We start from the raw sequence: 25,583 nt of genomic DNA on the forward strand, positions 1-25,583 counted from the left end.
CCTAATTAATACCGGTGGGTGAGATCGGCTGCGGGCGGAAATTCGCTCTAAAGCCTGTGTATTCATCGGGCTTGGCAAAGTGCCGCACCTGAATTTGAAATCCATTGCGTAGGCCGACATACAGGCTTTCACCCGGCGTCAACCCTGCGGCGATAGCCCAATGGGCCAGGTCGTCCTGTTCAAAACCTAACCAGAGATCACCGCAGGCCTGCCTGGCCCAGCTCTGGTTATGGCTGCATAACTCGGTTACCAGCAAGCTGCCGCCGGGATTAACCTGTGCAGCCAGCTGTTTAAGCGCTTCTGCCGGGGCTGCGAAATGGTGAAGTACCATGTTCAGCACCAGGCAATCGGCGCTTGGATATTGATCATTCAGCGCGTCAGCGAGCACCAGTTGCACATTGCTCAAGCTGCTTTTGTCGCATGTCTGGCGTGCTATTTCGAGCATCGCCTGGCTGTTGTCCAGCGCGGTCACCTGGCTAAAGCGACTCGCAAGCTCAGGTAGAAAGCCGCCGTCGCCGGGGCCTACTTCAATTACACTGGCGCTGGCGGCAAAACCCAGCGTATCCAGCACCGCCAGCACGCTGTCGCGATACTGTGGCAGGCCGGCAATCAAGTCCTGCTGGGCTTGAAAATTATCCGCCATGCGCGCAAAAAATTCTTGGCTGGCACTCGCTCGCTGGCTGTGTACCGCAGCGATACGGGCCTGCACCTCGGCGGGTAACGTTAGCGCATCCACTTCATCAAGCAAGGCGCTGTGTAGCCTGCCGCCAAATCGTTTGTTATCGGCGAAAGCGCGGCGGTAAAAAATTGCATTGCCTTCGCGGCGTGTGGCCACCAGCTTGGCTTGCGCCAGCACCTTCAGGTGGTGGCTCATGCCTGATTGGCCAATGGCAAATATCTGCGCCAGTTCGAGTACGCCAAATGAGTCATTACTCAGGGCGCGCAATACATTGAGGCGCAATGGGTCACCGCCAGCTTTACACAGGGCGGCCAGTTCATCGGCTGGCTCAAAACGGAGCTGGGGCACACGCATGTTCATAAGGTGGGCAGTCTAAGCGGTCAATTTTCATACAGCAACAGCAATATCAAAATATTTTGATATTGCTGTTGTCGGGCCTGGCTGCGGTGCTTTAGATAGAGCCTTAGCCAAGTGTTTCTAGATATCTCAGCCCCAGTCGCAACACTGCTTCAGTCGCAATAAGGCCGGGTTTGGTCGCCGTGATCATGCCCGCTGATGTGAATTGGCAGGAGATGCCTGCAAATATGTCGCGCTGACGGCAGATTTGCCGGTGACAAGGCTTAAAATCGACAAGATTGCGGCTTTTCCTCAAGTATTCGCCGCTGCACGACTATCTGTCATTGCCCCGCACCGCCTTGGTGGGCGAAAATGGGTGCCTTTTCAAATTTGTCCCTCAGGAGATCAGCGATGCCCAGCCGTCGTGAATGCGCCAATGCCATCCGTGCTTTAAGTATGGATGCCGTGCAGAAAGCCAACAGCGGCCACCCGGGTGCCCCAATGGGTATGGCCGATATCGCTGAAGTTTTGTGGCGTGATTACCTCAAGCACAACCCAAGCAACCCTGAGTTTGCCGACCGTGACCGTTTTGTACTGTCCAACGGCCATGGCTCGATGCTGATTTATTCGCTGCTGCACCTGACGGGCTATGACCTGGGTATCGAAGACCTCAAGCAGTTCCGCCAGATGGGCAGCCGCACGCCCGGTCACCCTGAATACGGCTACACCCCAGGCGTTGAAACCACCACCGGCCCGCTGGGGCAGGGGATTGCCAACGCCGTAGGCTTTGCCATCGCCGAAAAAGTCCTGGCTGCGCAGTTCAACCGCGAAGGCCACAAGATCGTCGATCACTACACCTACGCCTTCATGGGCGACGGCTGCATGATGGAAGGCATCTCCCACGAAGTGTGCTCCCTGGCTGGCACCTTGGGCCTGGGCAAGTTGATTGCCTTCTACGATGACAACGGTATTTCCATCGACGGTGAAGTTGAAGGCTGGTTCAGCGACGACACGCCGAAGCGCTTTGAAGCCTACGGCTGGCAAGTGATCCGCAATGTCGACGGCCACGACGCCGAAGAAATCAAGATTGCTATCGAGACCGCCCGCAAAAGCGAGCAGCCGACGCTGATCTGCTGCAAAACCATCATCGGTTTTGGCTCGCCGAACAAGCAGGGCAAGGAAGATTGCCACGGCGCTGCGCTGGGTCATGACGAAATCGCGCTGACCCGTGCCGCGCTGGAATGGAACCACGGCCCATTTGAAATTCCTGCCGATATCTATGCGCAGTGGGATGCCAAGCAAGCGGGTGCCGCTGTTGAAGCCGAGTGGGATCAGCGTTTCGCTGCCTACGCCGCTGCGCATCCAGAGCTGGCTAGCGAGCTGAAACGCCGCATGGCCGGTGAGTTGCCAGCTGATTTCTCCGAGAAGGCTGCTGCCTATATCACTGAAGTTGCGGTCAAGGGCGAAACCATTGCCAGCCGCAAGGCCAGCCAGAACACCCTCAATGCCTTTGGCCCGCTGTTGCCTGAATTCCTTGGCGGTTCGGCTGACCTGGCTGGTTCCAACCTGACTTTGTGGAAAGGCTGCAAGGGCGTCTCGGCTGAAGACGCATCCGGCAACTACATGTATTACGGCGTTCGTGAGTTCGGCATGAGCGCGATCATGAACGGTATCGCCCTGCACGGTGGTTTCGTGCCGTACGGCGCGACCTTCCTGATCTTCATGGAATACGCACGCAATGCGGTGCGTATGTCGGCGCTGATGAAGAAGCGTGTGCTTTATGTATTCACCCACGACTCAATCGGCCTGGGCGAAGACGGTCCGACTCACCAGCCGATCGAGCAGTTGACCAGCCTGCGTTCTACGCCGAACCTCGACACCTGGCGTCCAGCCGATGCGGTCGAATCAGCAGTGGCATGGAAATACGCAATCGAGCGTAACGATGGCCCGTCCGCGCTGATCTTCTCGCGTCAGAACCTGCCGCACCAAGGCCGTGAAGTCGCCCAGTTGAACGACATCGCCCGTGGCGGTTACGTGCTCAAGGATTGCGCTGGCGAGCCAGAGCTGATCCTGATTGCCACCGGTTCTGAAGTTGGCTTGGCGGTTGAGGCCTACGACAAACTGACGGCCCAGGGCAAAAATGTGCGTGTTGTCTCGATGCCGTGCACCAGCGTTTTCGACGCACAGGATGCAGGCTACAAGCAGGCGGTATTGCCGGTACAAGTTGGTGCGCGTATCGCCATCGAAGCTGCTCACGCAGACTTCTGGTACAAGTACGTCGGCCTTGAAGGCCAGGTTATCGGCATGACCACCTTTGGTGAGTCGGCACCGGCACCTGCGCTGTTCGAGCACTTTGGTTTCACAGTTGAAAACATTCTGGAAACCGCTGCCGAGATGCTTGAAGGCTAAGGAACCTCTGTACGTGCAAGTTGGCCGGTATTGCCGGCCGACTTGCAGTCTATTCCCGCACCTTGTCGAGAGCTGAGTCCAGCATGTCCGAGCGTCCTTATAGAATTGCACTCAACGGTTACGGTCGAATCGGCCGCTGCGTACTGCGTGCTTTGCATGAGCGCGGCGCGGGCGCGAACATTGAAATTGTCGCCCTCAACGACCTGGCTGATCAGTCGAGCATTGAATATTTGACGCGCTTTGACTCAACCCACGGGCGTTTCCCCGGCGAGGTTCGGGTTGACGGCGACTGCCTGCATATCAACGGTGATTGCGTAAAGGTACTGCGTGGCGAAACTCCGGAAAGTATCAACTGGGCGGCGCTTGATATCGACTTGCTGCTCGAATGTTCCGGGCAATACACCACTCGTATCGAGGCGCAGCGTTTTATCAACGCGGGTGCACCACGGGTGTTGATGTCGCAACCGATGGCCAGTGAAGCGGACATCGACGCGACCATCGTATTTGGCGTTAACCAGCATGCCTTGACCGGTGCCGAGCGCTTGGTGTCCAACGCATCCTGCACCACCAACTGCGGCGTGCCCTTGTTGAAAGTGCTCAACGAAGCGGTTGGCATCGAATATGTTTCGATCACCACGATTCACTCGGCTATGAATGATCAGCCGGTCATTGACGCCTATCACCATGAAGATTTGCGTCGCACCCGCTCGGCGTTTCAGTCAGTGATTCCGGTGTCCACAGGCTTGGCCCGTGGCATTGAACGGTTAATGCCGGAACTTGCCGGGCGGATTCAGGCCAAAGCTATACGCGTGCCAACGGTTAACGTGTCTTGCTTGGACATCACGATTCAGACTGGCCGCGACACCAGCCCCGAGGAAATCAACCGGGTGCTGCGTGAAGCCTCACAAGCCGGCCCGCTTCGTGGTTTGCTGGCTTACACTGAACTGCCGCATGCCAGTTGCGATTTCAACCATGACCCGCATTCTGCGATTGTCGATGGCAGCCAAACGCGAGTCTCTGGCCCGCGGTTGGTGAATATACTGACTTGGTTCGACAACGAATGGGGCTTTGCCAATCGCATGCTCGACGTTGCCGAACACTTTTTGAATGTTTCCACCCAAACAGCCCCCGTGAAGGACTGAACACATGGCTTCTGCTTTTAAACCCGTAGTGAAAATGACCGACCTTGATCTGCAAGGTAAACGCGTATTGATTCGCGAAGACCTCAACGTGCCGGTAAAAGACGGTGTTGTTAAAAGCGACGCCCGCATTCTCGCTTCCTTGCCAACTATCAAGCTGGCATTGGAAAAAGGCGCTGCTGTGATGATCTGCTCGCACCTGGGCCGCCCGACTGAAGGTGAATACTCCGAAGAAGACAGCCTCAAACCTGTGGCTGATTACCTGAGCAAGGCGCTCGGTCGCGATGTCCCGCTGATCAAGGATTACTTGGGCGGTGTTGAACTGGCCGCTGGTGACGTGGTGCTTCTGGAAAATGTGCGTTTCAACGCCGGTGAAAAGAAGAACGCAGACCAACTGGCGCAGCAATATGCCGCTTTGTGCGATGTCTTTGTGATGGACGCTTTCGGCACTGCGCACCGCGCCCAGGGCTCGACCCATGGCGTAGCCAAATTCGCCAAAGTGGCTGCGGCTGGCCCATTGCTGGCCGCTGAGTTGGATGCCTTGGGCAAAGCCCTCGGCAATCCAGCCAAGCCAATGGCTGCAATCGTTGCTGGCTCCAAGGTTTCGACCAAGCTTGATGTGCTCAATAGCCTCAGCGAGATTTGCGATCAGTTGATCGTCGGTGGCGGTATCGCCAATACCTTCCTCGCCGCAGCCGGTTTCCCGGTTGGCAAGTCGTTGTACGAAGCGGATCTGGTTGCCACTGCCAAGGCCATCGCGGCCAAGGTCAATGTTCCCTTACCGGTTGATGTTGTGGTCGCCAAGGAGTTCGCCGAGTCAGCAACGGCTACGGTCAAGCTGGTCGCGGATGTGGCTGAAGACGACATGATCCTCGATATTGGCCCGCAAACCGCTGCGCAGTTTGCCGAGCTGCTCAAGTCGTCCAAGACTATTCTGTGGAATGGCCCGGTCGGCGTCTTCGAGTTCGACCAGTTTGGTCAAGGGACCAAGGCGCTGGCACTGGCCATTGCCGAAAGCTCGGCATTCTCCATTGCCGGCGGTGGCGACACCCTGGCAGCAATCGACAAATACGCAGTCGCCGACAAGATCTCTTACATCTCCACCGGCGGTGGCGCATTCCTTGAGTTTGTTGAAGGTAAAGTATTGCCAGCTGTAGAAATGTTGGAGCAGCGTGCTAAAGGCTAAATCTGGCCAAATGGCGCTTGGACTCAAGCCCGGTTGCAAATGGGACTCAATGGATAAGGAGTTAGTTACGATGCGAAATACTATGGTTTTGTTGGCGTCAGCAACGTTGCTGGCAGGCTGCATGAATGAGGCGCGTCATGAGCGTGCTTGCAAAATATTCAGCCCTGCCAATATCGAAACACCGACGGAAAACCAGGATATGCGTATCGAATCGCAGAGCACTGGCGATCCAACGGGTACCTCTTATGAAGAAACCAACTGCTGATTGGCTAACCTGTAAATGGCTGGTGTGATGTTGAAGTCTTTAAGTGCTTTGATCTTGTTGTTGTGCGCTTGCCTGTCGATTACAGCCTGTAGTTCGGCGGCTATCGATCAGGATCAACACTGCGATGTGGTGTTTATGCAGCCAGAGCGGCCGGCGGTGACATACGACCGTTACAGTCGTGATGGTGTTAGTCGGCATGTGCTGCAGCATGAGGTTCCGGCAGCGGGACCCGCATTGATGAACGATTGCTAATGGGGCAATGCGATGAACGTTAAGGCACTCTGCGCTGCAGTTGTGTTCTCAGGCTTGAGCCTAGTCGCAGGATGTGCGACTGAGCAGCCGAGCGACAGTTGGACACGCTGGGTTTGTGATAGCCAGGCCGAGGTGCTGTGGCGCTTTGTCGATTCGTCCCAGGACTCAGTCGATGTACGGGTTGGCGGTGGCGATATTGTGCATCGCCTTGAACGCCAGCCTTCGGGTTCAGGGGCCATGTACAGTGATGACATGTTGACCTTTCATACTAAAGGCAGCGAAGGCTTGATTTACCGTACAGCCACCGATGATTTGATTGGTCGTGGCTGTAAAGCACCTTAAGCGGTAGCCTAAGGTTAAGCACTATTTAACTAAGCCTGCTCTTGCGGCAGGCTTTGATGATTAACAGCCCAATCGGGAGACAGGAAAATATGGCACTTATCAGCATGCGCCAGATGCTCGACCACGCCGCAGAATTCGGTTATGGCGTTCCAGCATTCAACGTTAACAACCTTGAGCAAATGCGCGCCATCATGGAAGCTGCTGACAAGACCGATTCACCGGTTATCGTTCAGGCTTCGGCAGGTGCACGCAAATACGCAGGTGCGCCGTTCTTGCGCCATCTGATTCTTGCGGCAATCGAAGAATTCCCGCATATCCCTGTGTGCATGCACCAGGATCACGGCACCAGCCCTTCAGTTTGTCAGCGTTCGATTCAACTGGGCTTCAGCTCGGTGATGATGGACGGCTCGCTGAAAGAAGACGGCAAGACCCCGGCTGACTACGACTACAACGTGCGTGTCACCCAAGAAACCGTCGCCATGGCCCACGCCTGCGGTGTTTCGGTAGAAGGTGAGCTGGGTTGCCTGGGCAGCCTTGAAACCGGTCAGGCTGGCGAAGAAGATGGCATCGGTGCTGAAGGCATCCTGGATCACAGCCAGATGCTGACTGATCCGGAAGAAGCCGCTGATTTCGTCAAGCGCACTCAGGTTGATGCCTTGGCTATCGCGATCGGTACCAGCCACGGTGCCTACAAGTTCACCAAGCCACCGACTGGCGATATCCTGGCGATCGACCGGATCAAGGCGATCCACCAGCGTATTCCCAACACCCATTTGGTCATGCACGGTTCATCTTCGGTGCCGCAGGAGTGGTTGGCAATCATCAACCAGTACGGCGGGGACATCAAAGAAACCTACGGCGTGCCGGTCGAGGAAATCGTTGAAGGCATCAAGCACGGTGTGCGCAAGGTCAACATCGATACCGACCTGCGTCTGGCATCGACCGGTGCCATGCGCCGCATGATGGCTGAACAACCAAGCGAGTTTGACCCACGTAAGTTCTTCGGCAAAACCGTAGAAGCCATGCGTGATATTTGTATTGCTCGCTATGAAGCCTTCGGTACGGCGGGTAATGCATCGAAAATCAAGCCCGTTTCGCTCGAAGCTATGTTTCAACGTTATGCAAGCGGTGAGTTGGCCTCCAAGGTCAAGTAAAGCCTCTGCAGTAGCCGGAAAGCCCGCAATAGCGGGCTTTCTTGCGTCTGGAACATTGAAATTAACCGCGCCGCGCTGCGATCTATTCGTAGATTTCATGGCCCTTGAGGGCGTTACGAAAAACCATGTAAAACTCCTAACGCCCCTCTTGCGCGGGTCTGGCTCATACTTGCCCGATAAATCGCCCAGGATGTCTTCATTTATGCCCAACAACTCGCGAGTCTTGCTGCAGTTTGTCCTCGCCGTGTTGCTGACAACGCTGGTAGGAAGCATTCTACAAACACAGTACAACCTCGCCCAGTTGCAGGCTTTGGGCGCTCCGATGCCAATCGATGTGCGCGTGGAAACGACCTGTCTCGATGTTCTGGGATTTAGCCCGGTATTTGCGATCCTGGTGTTGCTGGGTTTTGCTTGCGCGTTGCCCATGGCCGCCTGGCTGAGCAAGAAAGTACCGAGTGCACGCTGGATGCTATTTGCATTAGCGGGCGCACTGGCAATTTTCCTGGGCCTTACGCTGGTTAATGCGCTGTTGCCGATGCCGACCTTTATCGGGGCCAACCGTTCGTTCGTTGGCACCCTGGGATTAATGGCCAGCGGCAGCGTTGGCGCATTGTTTTTTGCCATGCGTTGCCGAGCCGCAGCTTGATTTGCGCCGACTAGAAGGTTTTACCATGATCGAAAAAGCGCGTAGCCCATTCGCCGTACTACTGCTGGCCTGCTTTTGGTTAAGCTCTGCATCAGCCACTACCGATTATCGTATCGAGACCTTTACCGAAGGGCTTGAGAATCCCTGGTCGATGGCATTTTTACCCGATGGACGCATGTTGGTGACCGAGCGGGCTGGGCGCTTGCGCATCATTGCGGCTGACGGCAAGCTACAGGAACAGGCTGTTGGCGGGTTGCCTGAGATATACGCAACTTCGCAGGCTGGCCTGCTGGACGTGGTGCTGGACCCTGAGTTCGCTCAAAACCAACGCATCTTCTTCAGCTATTCCTACGGCGATCGCAGTGCCAACAATACGCGCCTTGCCAGTGCCCGACTGGTCGATGGGCAGTTACAGGATGTTAAAACCCTGTTCACTGCACTGCCTGCTAAAGCGGGTTCTTCGCACTATGGCGGGCGGATCGCTTTTCTGCTGGATAACAGCCTGCTGTTAACCCTGGGCGATGGTTACGACTACCGTGAAGAAGCGCAGAATCTAAGCAATCATCTGGGTAAAATCATCCGTATCAACCGCGACGGCAGTGTGCCGGCAAATAACCCATTTGTTGATACCAAAGGCGCGGCCCCGGAGATTTACAGCTACGGCCATCGTAACGTGCAAGGCATTGTCTATGTGCCGGAACTCAAGCGTGTCTACAGCCACGAGCATGGCCCGCGGGGCGGTGATGAACTGAACCTGATCAAGCCCGGCGTCAATTATGGCTGGCCGCTGATTACCTACGGTGTCGATTACAACGGTGCGCAAATTTCGCCTTACACAGAGCTGCCTGGTTTGGAGCAACCCTTGCTGCAATGGACGCCTTCGGTTGCGCCTTCCAGCCTGATGCTCTACAGCGGCTCGCGCTTCAAATACTGGCAGGGTGATTTGTTTGCCTCGACGCTGGCAGAAAAAAGCGTCAGGCGTATCCGTATGAAAGAGGGCATGTTGGCAGGCCAGGAAGTGCTGTTTGAAGAGCTTAATGAGCGTATTCGCGCGGTATACGGAGGCCCGGATGGGTATATTTATCTGCTCACCGACAACCCGCAAGGGCGTGTGCTCAAGGTAATACCGACCGAGTGAAGCGTTGCGGCATAATAGCCAGCATCCAGTACGCTGAAAGTCGTGACCATGACGCCGCTTAAATACCTGCAAGCTTATCCTGTCGCGCTGCAAGACCAGGTTCGTCAGTTGATCGCCCAAGATCGCCTGGGCGATTACCTGACGCAGCGTTACAGCGGTAAACACAGTGTGCAGAACGACAAGGCTCTGTACAGCTACACAATGGGGCTCAAGCAAGAACACCTGCGCAATGCGCCAAGTATCGACAAGGTACTGTTTGATAACCGCCTTGACCTGACGCACCGCGCGCTGGGCCTACACACCGCTATTTCACGGGTGCAGGGCGGCAAGCTCAAAGCCAAGAAAGAGATTCGCGTAGCGGCGCTATTCAAAGAGGCTGCCCCAGAGTTTTTGCAGATGATCGTGGTGCACGAACTGGCACACCTGAAAGAATCCGAGCACAACAAAGCCTTCTACAAGCTGTGCGAATACATGCTTCCCGGTTACCAGCAGATTGAGTTCGACCTGCGTGTTTATCTGACCTGGCTGGAGTTATCCAAAGCTCAGGCTTGAACAGGCTGGCGGCCTACGGATTGTTGACCACCACGTAGACCACCGTGTTGTTGTTCCACTGCGGCTGGTAGTACTGGTTATTGCAGTAGTAATACTCATTGCCGTGGCGATACACCTGTTGGCAGTTGGGCGGCAGGCTGTTGATCATCGAGCCGATGGCCAAGACGCTGCCAGTGACAATTGCCGCAGTGGCTACCGGGTGATGGTGATCGACATCGACGTCGATATCCCAGTCACCCCGTCCATTGTGATCAACGTCGATATCGACATCTTCGTTCCAGCCCCAACCGTGATGGTCGACATCTATATCGACGTCGCCGTGGCGATAGTTGCGGTTATCGTTGATGTTGACGTTTTTATTGATATTGACGTTATTGTCGCGCCTGACTGGCGGACGCTGAATATTGCGGTTCGGTTGCACCCGCGGCTGGCTTGCCGCCCGTGCATGGCTCACCGAACTGTGCGCTCTGACGCCGCCGCCGCCGTGACCCGCAAAACGAGCGGCTTCAGCCAGTGGCGCGCCGATTAGCAGCGATGACAACGCCAGATAGCCAAGGTGCTTGGCCAGCAAAACCTGAGTAGTCATGGTTGTGGCTCCTGTTCGGGCGCAACGCTGTCTCGGGTGAAGGGAATACGCTTGGCATCCTTGTCGGCCACAAAGGTGAAGTGATCAGCCGCAAAACCGGGTTTGGTATTCCACTTCATGGTCGCCTGGTACTGTGGGTCGCCGAGAGTGTATCGCGTCGTAATCACCAGCTTGCAGGGCAGCGCCTGTTCACCTTGGCTGACCCAGAGTTGCCAGTCGATAGTCGGTTCGCGAAACGCCAGGTGGTCACAGGTTTGCCCATCAATCTGCTCGCTATCGACCAGCAGGCCGCGCTTAACGCCTGCGAGGAATTGTGCTTGTCGGGTTTGGCTGAGAAAGTCGATCAGGGGCATTTCAACATCATGGGCAATCAGCCCGTTGACCAGTTGGTTGAGGGTCGCCGGCGCGGGTGTTTGGGCGTAGTAACCCTGTTCTGAACTGGCCAGGGTCAGGGTTTTACCGTCGTAGACGATCAGGCGCGGCGTGTTGCCGCTGATCTGCGCTCGCAAGTGCGTGGGCGCTTGCACATCGAGGGTTGCCTGTGAGTTGTGTTGCAGCTTGTAGCCGAAATCGAGGACTTCATCCTGGCTCGACTGCACGCTGACGGAATACTGTTTCAGCGCACGCAGGCTGGTGCGCATTCGCTCGTAGACTGCCCGGGCCTCGGCGCTGACCGCGCTGTCGGGGGCCTCTTGTGACTCGGTGGCAAGCGCCAATGGGCCAGCTACAGCTAAGCACAGGGGCAAGCACAGTCGCGTAAGGCGAAGGACTCTCATACAGGCTCCAACAATCTAGAGTGATGGCTGTATGAGCCTAGACCAGCATTGGGTTGGCCGTCAGAACCTGCTGTTATTTGAGGGCATCAGCCGCGTAGCATCAGATTCAATTGGTCAACGATTTCAGCCCAGTCGGCATCCTCGCGTATTTCTTCACGCAGCAAAGCGGCTTGGGCCTTATTCCAGAAGCTGGCTTCGGCTAATACACAATCTTCCGGCAGGGGGGAGTGAGTGCTGATAAATGCTTCGATGCTGGCTGGGTCGTTATCTAAACCCAGTTGGGCAAAGAGGCTGGGCAGATCGTGAACGGGCGGCTCCATAGTGTTCTCCTCCGGCAATAATCTTGGCGCTGCACTGGAAAGGTTAGCGCAACTTGTCTTATTGACAGGTTATTGGACCCAGAGAATCTCGAAGTGTTGCGTGCCATTGGCAATGTGGACGTCATCACCAACAGTTTTGCCGAGCATGGCTTTGCCCAGCGGCGCGTCATGGCTGATTACCTGGATGCTTTGATCGTCGTGCAGCAGTTTCATGCTGGCGCCATTGGGGCCGAGTAGAAATAAATGCTCGTTGGCTCCTTCATCCGCCAGACAGATCAGTGCGCCCAGGGCGATGCCGGTTTCGTCTGTGAAAGGGCGCAGCTGTAACTGGCGCCACAGGCTGATGGCCTGGCGGATAGCCTCGACCCTGCGCGCTTGGCCAGTCGCCAGGTAGGCCGCTTCAAGCCCAAGAGTGTCGTATTTGTTCTCGGCGATGTTCTCTTCATGGGTTGCGCTTTCATGGGCGACCTGTGCGGCGTGCGCCGCAGCCTGCAGGTCTGCTTCAAGACGCGTCAGTACGAGTTGTTGCAGCAGTGTTTTATCCATGAACAGTGACTACTGAGTGGGAGCTGGCGCGCAGGGTAACTGAAATGACCGAATTGCGGGAGCGTTGCCAGCTAGCTTGAGGGTTCTTGCACCAAGGTCTAGTGTTGCCAGGTCAATGCTTGGACGATAGTTGATCACTGCTGATAATACTGCGCTGGCTAGGCCCGGCGGGAGGATGTTTGATGGACCTGTTACGTGCAATTGGCTTTTGCTTCCTGGGCGTCGTGGTGCCGTTGGGGGCGCTGTTGGCGAGTAACCCTTCGGGAATCGCTCAGTGGTTATCCGGGATGCTCGGTACGGATGTAACCCGCGCCTCGCTGGGGATTGGTTTTCTGGCGCTGGCAGCCATTTGCCTGAAGATTGACCTGACCATTCGCCGTCGGGCGCAAGCGGCCAAGGCGCGGCTGGCATGAATCCGCTATTGCTGGCTTGCACCGGTTAGCCAGGTGCTGGTGCGCCTTTGAGCAAGTGCGCCGAGGCCGTGCGGATTGGCCCCAGCTGCCGACAAATGAGCGCGAGTTGGGTTCGCACCAGGCGCTGCTGGTCGTCCAGTTCATCGGGGATCTGCTCTAGCTCAAGTGCAAGCTGTTCTTCGGCGTCGCTGTGAATCGCCACGCCGGTTTTATCAATCAAGCCCTTGGCGATCTCATCGAGGCTGGTCGCTAGTTGCTCGGCGCTGGCCAACAAGTGTTGCTGGGTTTCATCCAGCTGGATTTCACCGCGATGCGCGCCGAGGCCGGAGAGATAGCTGAGCAAGGTGTGCGACAGCACTAGGAAGCGAAATCCCGTGTCTGATTCCTTGCGGAAATGGCCTGGCTCCATGAGCATGTTGGCCAGTGTGGTCGACAGCGCAGCATCGGCGTTGTGGGCATTGCGCCGCGCTAGCCGGTAGCTGAGGTCGTCACGCTTGCCCCGGGCGTATTGCTCAATGATCTGGCGCAGATAAGTGCTGTTGCAGCTTAGTGTTGTGGCGACCATGCGGTTAAGGCTGCGGCCTTGCCAGTCTGGCAGAATCAGAAACACCGCCAGCCCTGCTATCAAGCTGCCGATCAAGGTATCGACCAGACGCGGAATAAACAGTCCGTAACCATTGCCTACCTGGTTGAAGCAGAACAACACCAGCAGGGTGATCGCGGCGGTGGCCAGGGTATAGCGACTGGTACGCGTGGCGAAGAAGGCAACCCCGGCGGCCACCGCAAACAGTGACTGAATCAGCGGGATTGGAAACAGGTCAAACAATGCCCAGCCAATCAGCAAGCCGAGTACCGTACCACTCACCCGCTGGACCAGCTTGCGCCGTGTTGCACCGTAATTGGGTTGGCAGACAAACACCGTGGTCAGCAATATCCAGTAGCCCTGCGCCGGGTGGATCCAGTTGAGCACCGCATAACCGACCGTCAGCGCAATAGCCAGGCGCAACGCATGGCGAAACAGGAATGAACTGGGTGTGAGCTGGGCGCGGAAGCGGTTGAGCACTTCTTTGAAGGACTGCGGTTCGCGATCAAGCAGGCTGCTGTCTTGTTCGTCAGCCAGCGCATCGGGGTTGCTGGCATTGCTGAACAGGTTGTCCAGCGTACCGAGGTTATTGGCCAAGGCATTGAGTGAGCGCAGCAAATGACGCTGTGCCGGGCTGGCTTGCTGGCGCAGGTAATCGAGTGAATCATGCAGATCGGCCAGCGCCTGGCTGCACAATTCGCGAAACATAAAGGGTTGGCGCAACTCGACCGCTTGCGCCAGTCGCTCGCAGGCTTCGCCATGCAGGCGTAGCAAACGCTGGCAGCGAAACATCACATCGCTGTGGAAGAAAGCTTCAGCCAACTCGTTGTACGGGTAGTGCGATGAACTGGCGCGCTCATGAATGTCTTGCGCCAGAAAATACAGCTTCAGGTAACGGCTGACTTTGCGCCCAGGCCTACCGTTGCCGACGCGATGCAAGATTATTTCCTTGGTGGCATTGAGCGCGGCGACGACTTGACCGTTTTGTTTGGCTAGCGCCAGCCGTCGCTCCTCGACATCCAGTTGGCGCAAGGGCTCGAACAGTGCGGCCTTGAGTTTCAGGTAGCGGCCCAGTTCACGGAACAAGCGGGCAAGGCTCAGTTGGACTGGCTGATTGGAAAACACCGCATGCCAGACGACGGAGAGCAAGCCATACCAGGCAGCGCCTGCAACCAGAAGCATGGGCTGCACAAGCGAGCCGCTGGTGCCGCCGCGTTGTTCGACGCCAATCATGCTGTAGATCGCCAGAATCAGCGTCGCTGAACCGAGCGTTGCGTAGCGCTCGCCCAATGCGCCAAGCATGGTCAGTGAGAAGGCTGAGGCGGCAAGCGCAGCGGCAAATAACCAAGGGTGGCCAAAGACCCATTCAACGGTCACTGCGGCGGCGCTGAAACAACAGAGCGTCACCATCAGTGCAGTCAGGCGGCCTTGCCAGCTGTCATCGGTCTCGGCCAGGGCGCTGGCGATAACCCCCAGAAACAGTGGGATCAGCGCGTGCATCTGATCTTGCGACCAGCACAAAATCAGGCTGCCACTCAGTGCGATAAAGACGCGCAGGCTGTAGCTGAATTTGTCCAATGCCCAAAGGCGGCGCAAAGATTGGCGTAATGAAGGACGAGTCATCGGCTGGCCTTGCTGCATGAGTGTTTGCAGATTAACGGATCAGTTATGACGAGTGCTACCGGTCAGGCGATACATAGTTGATCGCAGATGTCGGCAACTGCCAATGAGAGGGTTACACGTCAGGTTTGACATTTGGAACCGATCGGTTCTAAATATGTCGATGAATCGCGGACGCCCTAAATCATTTTGCCCTGAACAAGCCCTTGAAAGCGCCATGCAGGTGTTCTGGCAGCGCGGCTATGAAGCCACGTCGCTGCAAGACCTGCTGGCGGCTACAGGTTTGTCGAAAAGCAGCCTGTATCAAACCTACCCGAGCAAGCTGGCCTGGTTTGAGGCGGCCTTTACGCGCTATTGCCAGCACCGCCAGGCACTGCTGGTTGAGTTGCTTGAGCAAACAAACTCGCCCCTTGAGTACATTCGCGGACGCTTGCTGGGTGTGCTTGATGACGATGGCCTCGATGGCATACCGCGCGGCTGCATGTTGGTCAATGTGGCCAATGAGTTCTCGCTCAATCAACCCGACATACTGAGCCTGACAAAACAGGCTACTGAGGGCTTTTCTCAAGTGTTGGGCAGCGCACTCAAGCGCGCCCAAGCCATGGGCGAATTGAGTGCGCAGGCTGACACCGATGCCTTGGGCTTTTACCTGCAATGCGTGATCAGTGGTTTGCGCACTCAAGTGAAGTCGGGTTTGTCGGCACAACGTATTGTCACTACCGTTGACCTGGTAATAAGCCAGTTAAGGTAAATTTTTTTAGCAAAATATGGACTGGACGGTCCTTAATCAAGGAGAAACGCATGTTGGAGCTATTCGAACTACGGGGCGCTGATCCAGAGGTTCTGTTTTCGCCTTATTGCTGGCGGGTGCGCTTGGCATTGGCGCATAAGGGCCTGCCATTTACTGCCAATCCCTTGCGATTTACCGACAAAGAGCCCTTGGCGTGCTCGGGGCAAAACCTGGTTCCGGTTATTCGCGATGGTGAAACCGTGGTGAACGACAGTGTTGCGATTTTCGAGTACCTGGACGCCACCTATCCGCAGCAACCCTTGCTGGGTGACAGCCTGGCCGCCAATCGCGCTCGGTTGCTGGAAAAACTGACCTTCACCGCAGTGCGCATGCCGCTGCTGAAACTGCTGGTGCCACGGGTGTACGCCGCAATTGATGAGGCGGACAAGGACTACTTTCGCAGCAGCCGTGAGAAAGCCCTGGGCATGACCTTGGAAGCCTTTGCCGACAGGCAAGTCGGGTTGGATTCATTTGTGTTGGCTGTAGCCCCGTTGGAAGCCTGGCTCAAGACCCAGCCTTATCTGGATGGCGAGCAACCTGCCGGCACTGACTATCTGGTTGCCGGTTTGTTCTTCTGGGCCTGGTGCCTTGGCGAACAGCCTTGGCCCGCCGATTCGGCTGTCGATGCCTGGTTCCAGCGCATTCTCACGCGCTACGAAGCTCAGGTTGGAGTGGTGAAGCGCGCAGCTTGAATTGTTAGGAGGTAAGTCATGATCGACCTGTACTACTGGACCACACCAAACGGCCACAAGATCAGTATCTTCCTTGAGGAATCAGGGCTGAGCTACCAGATTCGTGCGGTGCATATCGGCAAGGGGGAGCAGTTTGACGCTGATTTCCTGAAGATAGCGCCGAATAACCGTATCCCGGCCATTGTCGATCATGAGCCCGCCGATGGCGGTGAACCGCTTGCCTTGTTCGAGTCAGGCGCGATCCTTGAATACCTGGGTGACAAGAGCGGCCAATTTTTACCGCGTTCGTTGCGTGCGCGCACTGAGGTTTTGCAATGGTTGCATTGGCAGATGGGCGGGCTAGGACCGATGGCCGGTCAGAACCACCATTTCAACCGCTATGCACCTGAACCTGTTCCCTACGCAATCGAGCGTTATGTAAAGGAAACAGCGCGTCTGTATGGCGTTCTCAACCGGCAGCTTGAGGGGCGCGATTACGTTGCCGGTGACTACTCTATTGCCGATATGGCCATTTACCCCTGGGCCAAGGGTTGGGAGGGACAGAAGCAGAATCTTGCTGACTTTCCGAATATGGCTGCCTGGCTGGAGCGTATTGCCGAGCGACCTGCAGTACAGCGCGCCTATGCCTTGGTTGATCAGGTAAACCCGGATCCGGATGCCCTGGTTTCAGCGCAGGCGCGCAAGCTGTTGTTTGGTCAAGGTAACTGACCTGCGCGGCCAGTGTGTTCCGCTGCCAATCCCGGCGTGAGCGTTGTTCTGTGATGTTGAGGTTGATTAGTGCCGGATTACTCTGAATTTCAGGCGTTTTAACTGAAATCAGTGGTTATTTCAGCCGGGCTTGTATCTCAGCTTTTCTAAACTTAGAAGACACAACGCTGACTTACCTAACCTGCCGGAGGTGGCTATGCGCATTGGCGTACCCAAAGAAATCAAGAACCATGAATACCGTGTCGGCCTGACGCCCCATTCGGTGGCTGAATTGACAGCCCTGGGCCATGAGTTGCTGGTCGAAACCCAGGCTGGCGCTGCAATTGGTTTTAGCGACGCCGATTACGTTGCCGCTGGGGCGCAGATAATGACCAGCGTTGAGACGCTCTTCGCTGACGCGCAACTGATCGTCAAGGTCAAAGAGCCGCTGGCCGAAGAACGTGCCCGACTCCGTCCTGAACACACGTTATTTACCTATTTGCACCTGGCCCCGGATCGCCCGCAAACCGATGACCTGATAAACAGTGGCGCCACCTGCATTGCCTATGAAACCGTGACCGATGCCCATGGCCGCTTGCCCTTGCTGGCGCCCATGTCAGAGGTGGCAGGGCGAATGTCGATCCAGGCCGGTGCCAATTGCCTGGAAAAAGCCAAGGGCGGTCGTGGCGTTCTGCTCGGCGGTGTACCTGGGGTTGCGCCAGGTAAAGTCGTGATTCTCGGCGGTGGCGTGGTCGGCAGTCATGCCTTGGCTATGGCGGTTGGCCTTGGCGCGGATGTCACTGTGCTGGATAAAAGCGTCGATGCGCTGCGCCGACTGGATTCGCTTTACGGTAATCGCATTACCACCCTGTATTCGACGGGCTCGACCTTGCGTGAACAGATTCTGGCGGCGGATCTGGTGATTGGAGGAGTGCTGATTCCGGGCGCCGCAGCACCGAAGTTGATCAGTGCCGAAATGGTCAAGCAGATGCAGCCGGGTGCTGTGCTCGTGGATGTTGCCATCGATCAGGGCGGCTGCGCTGAAACATCGAAAGCCACTACTCACGCAGATCCGACCTATGTGGTCGATGATGTGGTGCATTACTGCGTGGCCAATATGCCGGGTGCTGTCGCGCGCACCTCGACACTGGCGCTCAATAACGCAACCCTGCCTTTTGTTATCGAGTTGGCGCAAAAGGGGCCGCGTCGCGCCCTCGAAGATAACCCGCATCTATGCAACGGCCTCAGCGTTGTCAAAGGCAGGCTGACCTGCGCCAGTGTGGCAGAAGCCCATGGCTTGGAGTATCACAGCGCAACCGGCATGCTTGAGCAGCTCTGACTCGCCCACAGGCTTGGTCGTTACAGCGGCCAAGCCCAAAGCAACATCGGCACGCTGACCAGTACCACGACGATTTCCAGCGGTAAGCCGAGGCGCCAGTAATCGCCGAAGCGAAACCCGCCGGGGCTGAGAATCAAGGTGTTGTTCTGGTGGCCAATCGGGGTGAGGAAGGAGCAGGATGCACCAATTGCCACCGCCATCAGCAATGGGTCTGAGTTGACCTCAAGCTGAGTCGCCAAGCTTAGCGCAATCGGGCACATAACGGCGGCGGTGGCGGCGTTGTTCATAAAGTCTGAAAGGGTCATTGTGACAATAAGCAGCACCGTCAACACCACGACAGGTTGCCCTTGGGCGATGTTTTCCATCAACAGGCGAGCCAGCAAATCAGCCGCCTCCGTTGATGACATGGCCCCAGCCACGGGAATCAAGGCGCCGAGCAAGACAATCACAGGCCAGTCGATAGACTCGTAGAATGAGCGCAAAGGCACTACGCGCATCACCATATAGACCAGCACGCCGCAGGCGAAAGCGACCGCCGCCGACAATAGACCGAAAGCTGAAAGGGCGATTGCGACTATCATCACGCCAATGGCCAATCCCGCCTGGCCCGGGTTCGGAATGCTGATTGCGCGGTCGGCCAAGGGCACGCAACCGTAGTCCGCTGCGAACTCGGCAATATCTTCGAGCGTGCCCTGCATCAGCAACACATCGGCGCTTTGGATTTGTGTCGAGCGCAGGCGTTTGATTGAGCGGTGGCTTTGCCTGGAAATGGCCAACAGGTTGATCGAGTAACGGCTGCGCAGGCGCGTGCCGCTGGCGGTACGGCCGATCAGCTGCGCATCAGGCCTGACCAGTAACTCTTGCAGCACGCTGGCTTCGCCATTGTCCTTTTTGTCTGGCTCAGTCGCGTCGGCTTTATCTTTGTCCTCGCCAGGTTCACGCTCGTTCTTGGGATCGGCCTCTTTGTTCTTTTTGGCTGAGTCACTGGCTTCCAGTGTCAGTCCAAGATTGCTCAACACGCTGCCCAGAGACTCGGGCTCAGCCTCAATGACCAGCACATCATCAATCTCAAGCACCCGGCGCGGATTGGGGGCAGACAAGCGCATTTTGTTGCGCACCATCGCCACGATCTGCGCGTCAACTTCTTCCAGCGATTGCTCGACTTCACGGATGCTTTGACCCATGGCCTTGCCACCCTTGATCACGCGCGCTTCGGTGAGATAAGTGCCGGTTTCGAAGCTGGCGGCATTACCCACTTGGCGCTTGGGAACCAGCCTCCAGCCAATCAGCAAAATAAAGGCAATACCGCTCAGCGCAACGGGGACACCGACCATGCTGAAGTCAAACATGGCAAATGGGCCGGCATCGGTTTTGGCGCGAAAGCTGGAGACAATCAAGTTAGGCGGTGTGCCGATCAAGGTGGTCATGCCGCCAAGAATGGTGCCAAAGGCCAGCGGCATCAGCACGCGGCCCGGCGGTATCGATTGCTTGTTGGCGACCTGCAAGGCGATGGGCATCAGCAATGCCAGAGCGCCGACGTTGTTCATAAAGGCCGACAACAAGGCGCCTAAACAGGTCAGCGCGGTCATCGTTAGCATTGGCCCGGCTTTGCTGGGTATCACCCGCTGCGCAAGTGCATCAACCGCGCCGGTAATCTGCAGTCCGTAGCTGAGCACCAGCACACAGGCCACAGTGATTACTGCCGGATGGCCAAAGCCGGCGAAGGCTTCCCGGTCCGGCACCAAACCGCAGATAACGCAGGCTAACAAGGCGCCGAGTGCGACGATGTCGTGCCGCCAGCGCCCCCAAATGAATAGGCCCATGGTGATGGCGAGGATGGCAAAGATCAATCCTTGGTCTTGAGTCATGTAGCGATCAATCCTGTTCAGGTCGGACAGCTGTCAGCGAGACACTCGTGCTACAAATACTCTATCTACTAAAGCAGATTGCGCAGTTAAACGGCAGTTCCATGCCTGTGATTAATTACTTGTGCGCTAGTGTTCAGAGAGCCTGAGTGGCCAGGCTAGACATATTGGGCGGCTGCATAGCCCGAGGCCCAGGCCCATTGGAAGTTGAAGCCGCCAAGATGGCCGGTGACATCCAGCACTTCGCCGATAAAGTACAACCCCGGCGCTTTCAGTGACTCAAGGGTTTTTGATGAGACTTCGCGTGTATCGATTCCGCCCAGGGTGACTTCTGCCGTGCGATAGCCTTCAGTGCCAGCCGGCACTAGTTGCCAGTCAGATAGCGTCTCGGCAATGGCTTTAAGCTCGTTCGGGCTGTACTGCTTCATCGGTTTCGAGGTGAACCAGCTGTCGGCAAGCAAGCCGGCCATCTTCTTGGTGAAAAGCTCGGCGAGCAAGGTTTTCAACTCAGTGTTTGGGCGTTCAAGCTGCTGGTTGGCCAGCCACTGCGGGAGATCGATATGGGGCAACAAGTCGATTGTGATGCTGTCGCCGGGTTGCCAATACGAGGAAATCTGCAGAATCGCCGGGCCACTCAGGCCGCGGTGGGTGAACAGGATATTTTCGCGGAAGCTGGTGCCATTGCAGCTGACCAAACAATCCTCAACCGACGTGCCAGACAATTCCGTGCACAGGGTTTTCAGTTGCGGGTCGGTAATAGTAAATGGCACCAGGCCAGCTCGGGTTGGCAGCAGCTCATGGCCAAACTGCTTGGCGACCTGATAACCAAAACCAGTGGCGCCCAGGGTCGGGATGGACAAACCGCCCGTGGCGATTACCAGCGACTGGCATTGCACCGGGCCGAGCGAGGTTTCAAGGTTGTAGCCGCTTTCTTGCTTGCTGATGGTTTTGACTGAAGTCTCGAGGCGCAGATCAACACCTACCGCGTCGCACTCAGCCAAAAGCATCTGCAGAATGTCACTGGACTTGTTGTCGCAAAACAGCTGGCCGAGTTTCTTCTCGTGATAGGGCACGCCATGCTTGGCAACCAAACCGATGAAATCCCATTGGCTGTAGCGCGCCAACGCGGATTTGCAAAAGTGCGGATTGCCGGAAAGAAAGTTGTCCGGCTCGCAATACATATTGGTGAAGTTGCAACGCCCGCCGCCAGACATCAGGATTTTCTTGCCCGCCTTGTTGGCGTGGTCGAGCAGCAGTACGCTACGGCCACGTCCCGCCGCAGTCAGGGCGCACATAAGACCGGCCGCACCGGCACCGATGATCACAACATTTGCAGCGAGCACAGCAACTTCCTCAACCCAGGCATACAGTGCGCGCATATTACCCGAAGGTGCCAGGCGCGTATTGCTGGATCACTGTGCTTGAGGCGCGACGCTCTCATCGGCAATGGCCTGCAGAACGCTCTGCAGCTTGCCAATCACCGGACAGTCGCTGGCACCATGACGCGCGCCGATATAGGCCGGATCGTTATAACCCACCCAGGCTTGTTCGGATGCGTCCTGCCAGACCAGCACTTTGAGCGGCAAATCAATTGCCGATGTCTGCGCGCACTCCATCAGCGGCGTGCCGCCTTTGGGATTGCCGAATATCAGCAGTTGGGTCGGCCGCAAGGGCATGCCAACCTTGGCCGCACCGGCGGCATGGTCGACTTTGGCAAAAACAGTCAGTTTACGGCTGCTGACGGCATGCTCGACGCGCTGCATCGTCTGGCTGACGTTGTAGGGGCTTTTAAGCGTAATCAGACCGTCGGCTGCAGCGCTCATCGAGCTGACCGCCATCAGGATCAAGGTTGTAAATAATTTGCGCGAATTCACGTGCTGCTCCTGCCTTGATTGAAGAGTCCATCAAAGCAGTAGAGCGAGTCGTGGCCGTTTTGTTTCAGCGCTCGACTGGCAAGCGCTGAAACAACGGGTTCAAAGCGCGCGAACCCGCAAGCTGCGACCTTTGATCTTGCCGTCGCTAAGACGCTTGAGTGCCTGCTTGGCAACACTGCGCTCCACCGCCACATAAGCCTGGAAGTCGAAAATAGCGATCTTGCCGACCTGAGTGCCGGGAATGCCTGCGTCGCCAGTCAGGGCGCCGAGAATGTCACCTGGGCGCAACTTGTCTTTGCGCCCGGCGCCAATGCACAGGGTAATCATCGGGGGTTGCAGCGGTTCACCAGCCAAAGGCTTGAGGCTGCTCAGCGGATGCCAGTTCAGCGCCCCTTGCTGGAGTTTTTCAATCGCCTGGGCGCGGTGCGCTTCAGGTGGCGCAACCAGGCTTACGGCAACGCCTTTGGCGCCAGCGCGACCGGTACGGCCAACGCGGTGGATATGGGTTTCGGAGTCGCGCGCCAGCTCAACGTTGATAACCATGTCGAGGGCGTCGATATCCAGGCCGCGCGCCGCGACATCGGTTGCCACCAAGACGCTCAGGCTGCGGTTGGCAAACATCGCCAACACTTGATCACGATCGCGCTGCTCAAGGTCGCCATTGAGCGCGCCAGCGGAAATGCCGTTGGCAGCCAGGTGATCAACCACTTCCTGGCATTGTTGCTTGGTGAAGCAGAAGGCTACGGCAGATTCCGGGCGAGCGCTGGCGAGCACCTTGACCACGGCGTCCATGCGCTCCTCGGGAGAGATTTCATAGAAACGCTGCTCGATTTGGGTGTCATCGTGCAGGGCTTCGGCTTTTACCCGCTGCGGGTCGCGCATGAACGAGGCCGACAACTGCTTGATAGCGCTCGGGTAGGTGGCCGAGAACAGCAGCGTCTGACGGCGATCCGGGGTGTGGCCGATGATCTCGGCGATGCTGTCGTAGAAGCCCATGTCGAGCATGCGATCGGCTTCATCGAGGATCAGCGTATTGAGGCCGTCAAGCTTGAGTGTGCCTTTGGCCAAGTGCTGTTGAATACGCCCCGGCGTGCCGACGATGATCTGTGCGCCGTGCTCAAGCGAGCCGATTTGCGGGCCAAAGGGTACACCGCCACACAAGGTCAGCACCTTGATGTTGTCAGCACCGCGAGCCAGGCGACGGATTTCCTTGGCCACCTGGTCGGCCAACTCGCGGGTTGGGCACATCACCAGCGCCTGGCAACCGAAGAATCGCGGGTTGAGCGGATTAAGCAGGCCAATGCCAAAGGCGGCGGTTTTACCACTGCCGGTTTTAGCCTGGGCGATCAGGTCCATGCCCTTGAGTATCACCGGCAGGCTTTGCGCTTGAATCGGGGTCATCTGCGCATAGCCGAGCGACTCGAGATTCGCCAGCATGGCGGGCGAAAGTGGCAAGGATGAAAAGGCGGTGTTAGTCACGGTACAGACCTGCAAAAACGAAATGGCGCGCAGTGTAACAGGTGCAGCGCCCGGCACTGTGCTTGGGCCGACCGAAGCGCTTGAAAATAGTCGATGTTGCCTGAAGGTTTTTCAAATCTGCGCCTATGCTTTGGGGCAGTAGTTATGAATGTACACACTATCCGCACAAGTACCGCTGGCTTAACAACAGGAGGTTGTAATGGACATCTTGATCCAGTGGTTGGGCGAGCATCCCGAGGTGATGCTGTTTTTCAGCCTGGCCATGGGCGTTGGCCTGGGCCGGATACAGTTGTTTGGCTTCAGCCTAGGCAACGCCGCCGGGGTGTTGTTGGTGTCTGCGGTATTGAGCAGCCTGCTCGGCGGTACAGATGGCTTTGCCTTGTCTGGGCAAATCAAGACCTTGGCCTTTTCACTCTTTGTATTTGCCGTCGGTTACCGGGGTGGGCCTGAGTTTTTTGCATCCCTTGGCCTTGGAACCTTGAAGCAAGCGGTGGTGACCTTGGTCATTGCAGCAACCGGCTTGTCTACGGCAATGCTGTTGTCTTGGTATTTCCAGTTGGATATTGGCACCACCTTGGGGTTGGCGGCTGGCGGCATGACCCAAACCGCCATGCTGGGTACGGGTTATGGCGCGCTGGCCTCGTTGCCAATCAGTCATGATGAGTTGATGCTGATGGAGGGCAATGCCGCCGTAGCTTACGCCCTGACCTATATTCTCGGCACCGTGGGCGTGGTGTTGTTCTGTTCGCAAATCGGCCCGCGCCTGCTCGGGGTCGACCTGGCTGAAGATGCGCGACGCTACGAGGCGCAGCACATTGAGGACGACACTATCGGCTTGAATCTGCGTCCGGTGGAGCGCAGGGTTTACCGGGTGCGTCGCATGGCGGGCAAGACCATCGCTGAATTCGAAGCCATGCTCCCGGGGCGGGCGTCCTGTGAGCGAATTAAACGCGGCAATGCCTGGATAGAAACCGTGGACCGAGTGGTTTTGCAGCGCGGTGACTTGTTGTTGATGGTCGGGCGCCGGGAAGATCTGATTCACGCCCGGCGTTTAGTTGGACGCGAGGTTCTGGAGCCAGAACTGCTGGGCGCGACCATCGAAACCATTGAGCTGGTGTTCAGTAATCACGAATATCACAACCTACCTGTGCATGAGATAGCCATGCGCGCAGGCGAGATGGCGCGTGGGGTTTTTCTTGAGCGTGTCACCCGTTCAGGGCGTGAGCTGCCCATGCATCAAGACCTGGTGCTGCTTAACGGTGATCTATTGATGCTGTCGGGGTTGCCGGAGGATGTCGCCCGGGTTCAGCAGATGATTGGCCCGATTGTGTCGCGGGATGAGCGCACGGACCTGGTCTGGCTGGGCCTTGGCCTTGGCGTCGGTACGGTGTTTGGTTTGGCGGCGGTGACAATCGGCGGCGTGGCGGTGACTTTAGGCAGTGGCGGCGGGGCGCTGGTTGCCGGTCTGGTGATTGGCTGGTGGAACGCGCGCTCGCCGCGTAATGCCGCCATGCCCGCACCGGCGGGGCGTGTGTTGTGGGACTTGGGCTTGGCGGTATTCTGCGCCGTGGTGGGGTTGTCAGCAGGCCCGCAAGCCTATGCGGCATTGCAAAGCCAGGGCTTGTTGGTGCTCGGCTGTGGCGCCTTGGTTACTTTTATCCCGCTGCTGGTTGGTTTGTTTTTTGGTCGCTTCGTGTTGGCGATACCAACTGTGATTCTGGTCGGCTCGCTGGCCGGCTCGCAAACCCAGGACGCCGCGATGATTGCTGCATCTGACGCCGCTAGTAGCACCTTGCCGGTATTGGGTTTTACCGTGCCCTATGCGATTGCCAATGTATTGCTCACCGCGCTGGGGCCGCTGGTGGTGATTTTGCTCTACACCTGAAGCCGCGCCTGGCGCTTTAGGTGGCCGCTG

At 57.0% G+C, this 25,583-nt stretch carries 25 protein-coding genes; 15 read left to right on the plus strand and 10 right to left on the minus strand.

Annotation, left to right across the window (positions count from 1 at the left end; all coding sequences use genetic code 11):
• Position 1: 1 nt before the first annotated feature.
• Entirely contained in the window at positions 2 to 1,039 is a 1,038-nt protein-coding gene (locus tag AACY26_RS15415; protein WP_339515479.1) for an ArsR/SmtB family transcription factor, read from the minus strand.
• A 387-nt stretch (positions 1,040 to 1,426) separates the two neighbouring features.
• On the opposite strand from AACY26_RS15415, the gene tkt reads away from it, so the two are divergent.
• The 9 genes from tkt (at position 1,427) to AACY26_RS15460 (ending at position 10,098) form a co-directional block, all read left to right on the plus strand.
• The gene (gene tkt / locus AACY26_RS15420) at positions 1,427 to 3,424 is read left to right on the plus strand and encodes a transketolase (protein ID WP_339515480.1); all 1,998 of its coding nucleotides are present in this window, start codon (positions 1,427 to 1,429) and stop codon (positions 3,422 to 3,424) included.
• A gap of 83 nt (positions 3,425 to 3,507) precedes the next feature.
• Positions 3,508 to 4,566: an erythrose-4-phosphate dehydrogenase gene (epd, locus tag AACY26_RS15425; RefSeq protein ID WP_339515481.1), complete on the plus strand. Its 1,059-nt coding sequence runs from the start codon at positions 3,508 to 3,510 to the stop codon at positions 4,564 to 4,566.
• Between the two features lie 4 nt (positions 4,567 to 4,570).
• Entirely contained in the window at positions 4,571 to 5,749 is a 1,179-nt protein-coding gene (locus tag AACY26_RS15430) for a phosphoglycerate kinase (RefSeq protein WP_339515482.1), read from the plus strand.
• Positions 5,750 to 5,819: 70 nt separating this feature from the next.
• The gene (locus tag AACY26_RS15435; protein ID WP_339515483.1) at positions 5,820 to 6,014 is read left to right on the plus strand and encodes a hypothetical protein; all 195 of its coding nucleotides are present in this window, start codon (positions 5,820 to 5,822) and stop codon (positions 6,012 to 6,014) included.
• A gap of 264 nt (positions 6,015 to 6,278) precedes the next feature.
• Positions 6,279 to 6,608, plus strand: coding sequence for an MliC family protein (locus AACY26_RS15440; protein ID WP_339515484.1), 330 nt, complete (start codon positions 6,279 to 6,281; stop codon positions 6,606 to 6,608).
• Positions 6,609 to 6,697: 89 nt separating this feature from the next.
• Positions 6,698 to 7,762 carry a class II fructose-bisphosphate aldolase gene (fba, locus tag AACY26_RS15445; protein ID WP_089360890.1) on the plus strand — a complete coding sequence of 355 codons (1,065 nt, stop codon included), beginning with the start codon at positions 6,698 to 6,700 and terminating at the stop codon, positions 7,760 to 7,762.
• Between the two features lie 202 nt (positions 7,763 to 7,964).
• A complete protein-coding gene (locus AACY26_RS15450; protein ID WP_339515485.1) occupies positions 7,965 to 8,408 on the plus strand; it encodes a hypothetical protein in 444 nt (147 codons plus the stop codon).
• Between the two features lie 25 nt (positions 8,409 to 8,433).
• Complete coding sequence (locus AACY26_RS15455) at positions 8,434 to 9,546, plus strand: PQQ-dependent sugar dehydrogenase (RefSeq protein ID WP_339515486.1); 1,113 nt, start codon at positions 8,434 to 8,436, stop codon at positions 9,544 to 9,546.
• A gap of 48 nt (positions 9,547 to 9,594) precedes the next feature.
• Positions 9,595 to 10,098, plus strand: a complete 504-nt coding sequence (locus tag AACY26_RS15460) for a M48 family metallopeptidase (protein ID WP_339515487.1) — start codon at positions 9,595 to 9,597, stop codon at positions 10,096 to 10,098.
• Between the two features lie 13 nt (positions 10,099 to 10,111).
• On the opposite strand, the gene AACY26_RS15465 is transcribed toward AACY26_RS15460, so the two are convergent.
• The 4 genes from AACY26_RS15465 to AACY26_RS15480 form a co-directional block, all read right to left on the minus strand.
• Entirely contained in the window at positions 10,112 to 10,684 is a 573-nt protein-coding gene (locus AACY26_RS15465) for a hypothetical protein (RefSeq protein ID WP_339515488.1), read from the minus strand.
• Positions 10,681 to 11,460: a DUF2092 domain-containing protein gene (locus AACY26_RS15470; protein ID WP_339515489.1), complete on the minus strand. Its 780-nt coding sequence runs from the start codon at positions 11,458 to 11,460 to the stop codon at positions 10,681 to 10,683. Before AACY26_RS15470 ends, AACY26_RS15465 begins: the two co-directional genes overlap by 4 nt.
• Positions 11,461 to 11,546: 86 nt before the next feature.
• Positions 11,547 to 11,780 (minus strand): DUF2789 domain-containing protein, encoded by a 234-nt coding sequence (locus tag AACY26_RS15475; protein ID WP_339515490.1) that lies wholly within the window; start codon positions 11,778 to 11,780, stop codon positions 11,547 to 11,549.
• A gap of 69 nt (positions 11,781 to 11,849) precedes the next feature.
• A complete protein-coding gene (locus AACY26_RS15480; protein ID WP_339515491.1) occupies positions 11,850 to 12,326 on the minus strand; it encodes a GreA/GreB family elongation factor in 477 nt (158 codons plus the stop codon).
• Between the two features lie 182 nt (positions 12,327 to 12,508).
• Here AACY26_RS15480 and AACY26_RS15485 point away from each other — a divergent pair, with 182 nt between their 5' ends.
• Entirely contained in the window at positions 12,509 to 12,739 is a 231-nt protein-coding gene (locus tag AACY26_RS15485) for a hypothetical protein (RefSeq protein WP_339515492.1), read from the plus strand.
• A gap of 25 nt (positions 12,740 to 12,764) precedes the next feature.
• Here AACY26_RS15485 and yccS read toward each other — a convergent pair whose 3' ends face one another.
• Positions 12,765 to 14,945: a YccS family putative transporter gene (gene yccS, locus AACY26_RS15490; RefSeq protein ID WP_339515493.1), complete on the minus strand. Its 2,181-nt coding sequence runs from the start codon at positions 14,943 to 14,945 to the stop codon at positions 12,765 to 12,767.
• Positions 14,946 to 15,099: 154 nt separating this feature from the next.
• Here yccS and AACY26_RS15495 point away from each other — a divergent pair, with 154 nt between their 5' ends.
• The 4 genes from AACY26_RS15495 to ald all read left to right on the plus strand — a co-directional run bounded on the left by AACY26_RS15495 (position 15,100) and on the right by ald (position 18,450).
• Positions 15,100 to 15,693, plus strand: coding sequence for a TetR/AcrR family transcriptional regulator (locus tag AACY26_RS15495; protein WP_339515494.1), 594 nt, complete (start codon positions 15,100 to 15,102; stop codon positions 15,691 to 15,693).
• 50 nt (positions 15,694 to 15,743) lie between these two features.
• Complete coding sequence (locus AACY26_RS15500; protein ID WP_339515495.1) at positions 15,744 to 16,424, plus strand: glutathione S-transferase family protein; 681 nt, start codon at positions 15,744 to 15,746, stop codon at positions 16,422 to 16,424.
• An 18-nt stretch (positions 16,425 to 16,442) separates the two neighbouring features.
• Entirely contained in the window at positions 16,443 to 17,132 is a 690-nt protein-coding gene (locus tag AACY26_RS15505; RefSeq protein WP_339515496.1) for a glutathione binding-like protein, read from the plus strand.
• 196 nt (positions 17,133 to 17,328) lie between these two features.
• Positions 17,329 to 18,450 carry an alanine dehydrogenase gene (gene ald, locus AACY26_RS15510; RefSeq protein WP_339515497.1) on the plus strand — a complete coding sequence of 374 codons (1,122 nt, stop codon included), beginning with the start codon at positions 17,329 to 17,331 and terminating at the stop codon, positions 18,448 to 18,450.
• Positions 18,451 to 18,470: 20 nt separating this feature from the next.
• Here ald and AACY26_RS15515 read toward each other — a convergent pair whose 3' ends face one another.
• The 4 genes from AACY26_RS15515 to dbpA all read right to left on the minus strand — a co-directional run bounded on the left by AACY26_RS15515 (position 18,471) and on the right by dbpA (position 23,668).
• On the minus strand, positions 18,471 to 20,318 hold the full coding sequence (locus AACY26_RS15515) for an SLC13 family permease (RefSeq protein WP_339515498.1): 1,848 nt from the start codon (positions 20,316 to 20,318) through the stop codon (positions 18,471 to 18,473).
• Positions 20,319 to 20,473: 155 nt separating this feature from the next.
• Entirely contained in the window at positions 20,474 to 21,694 is a 1,221-nt protein-coding gene (locus AACY26_RS15520) for an NAD(P)/FAD-dependent oxidoreductase (RefSeq protein ID WP_445261311.1), read from the minus strand.
• 33 nt (positions 21,695 to 21,727) lie between these two features.
• Entirely contained in the window at positions 21,728 to 22,189 is a 462-nt protein-coding gene (locus AACY26_RS15525; protein ID WP_339515500.1) for a DUF302 domain-containing protein, read from the minus strand.
• Between the two features lie 99 nt (positions 22,190 to 22,288).
• Positions 22,289 to 23,668, minus strand: coding sequence for an ATP-dependent RNA helicase DbpA (gene dbpA, locus AACY26_RS15530; RefSeq protein ID WP_339515501.1), 1,380 nt, complete (start codon positions 23,666 to 23,668; stop codon positions 22,289 to 22,291).
• A gap of 199 nt (positions 23,669 to 23,867) precedes the next feature.
• On the opposite strand from dbpA, the gene AACY26_RS15535 reads away from it, so the two are divergent.
• Positions 23,868 to 25,553: an aspartate-alanine antiporter-like transporter gene (locus AACY26_RS15535; RefSeq protein WP_339515502.1), complete on the plus strand. Its 1,686-nt coding sequence runs from the start codon at positions 23,868 to 23,870 to the stop codon at positions 25,551 to 25,553.
• Positions 25,554 to 25,583 lie beyond the last annotated feature (30 nt).

This window comes from Pseudomonas sp. RL_15y_Pfl2_60 (assembly GCF_963970595.1).
GTDB lineage: Bacteria > Pseudomonadota > Gammaproteobacteria > Pseudomonadales > Pseudomonadaceae > Aquipseudomonas.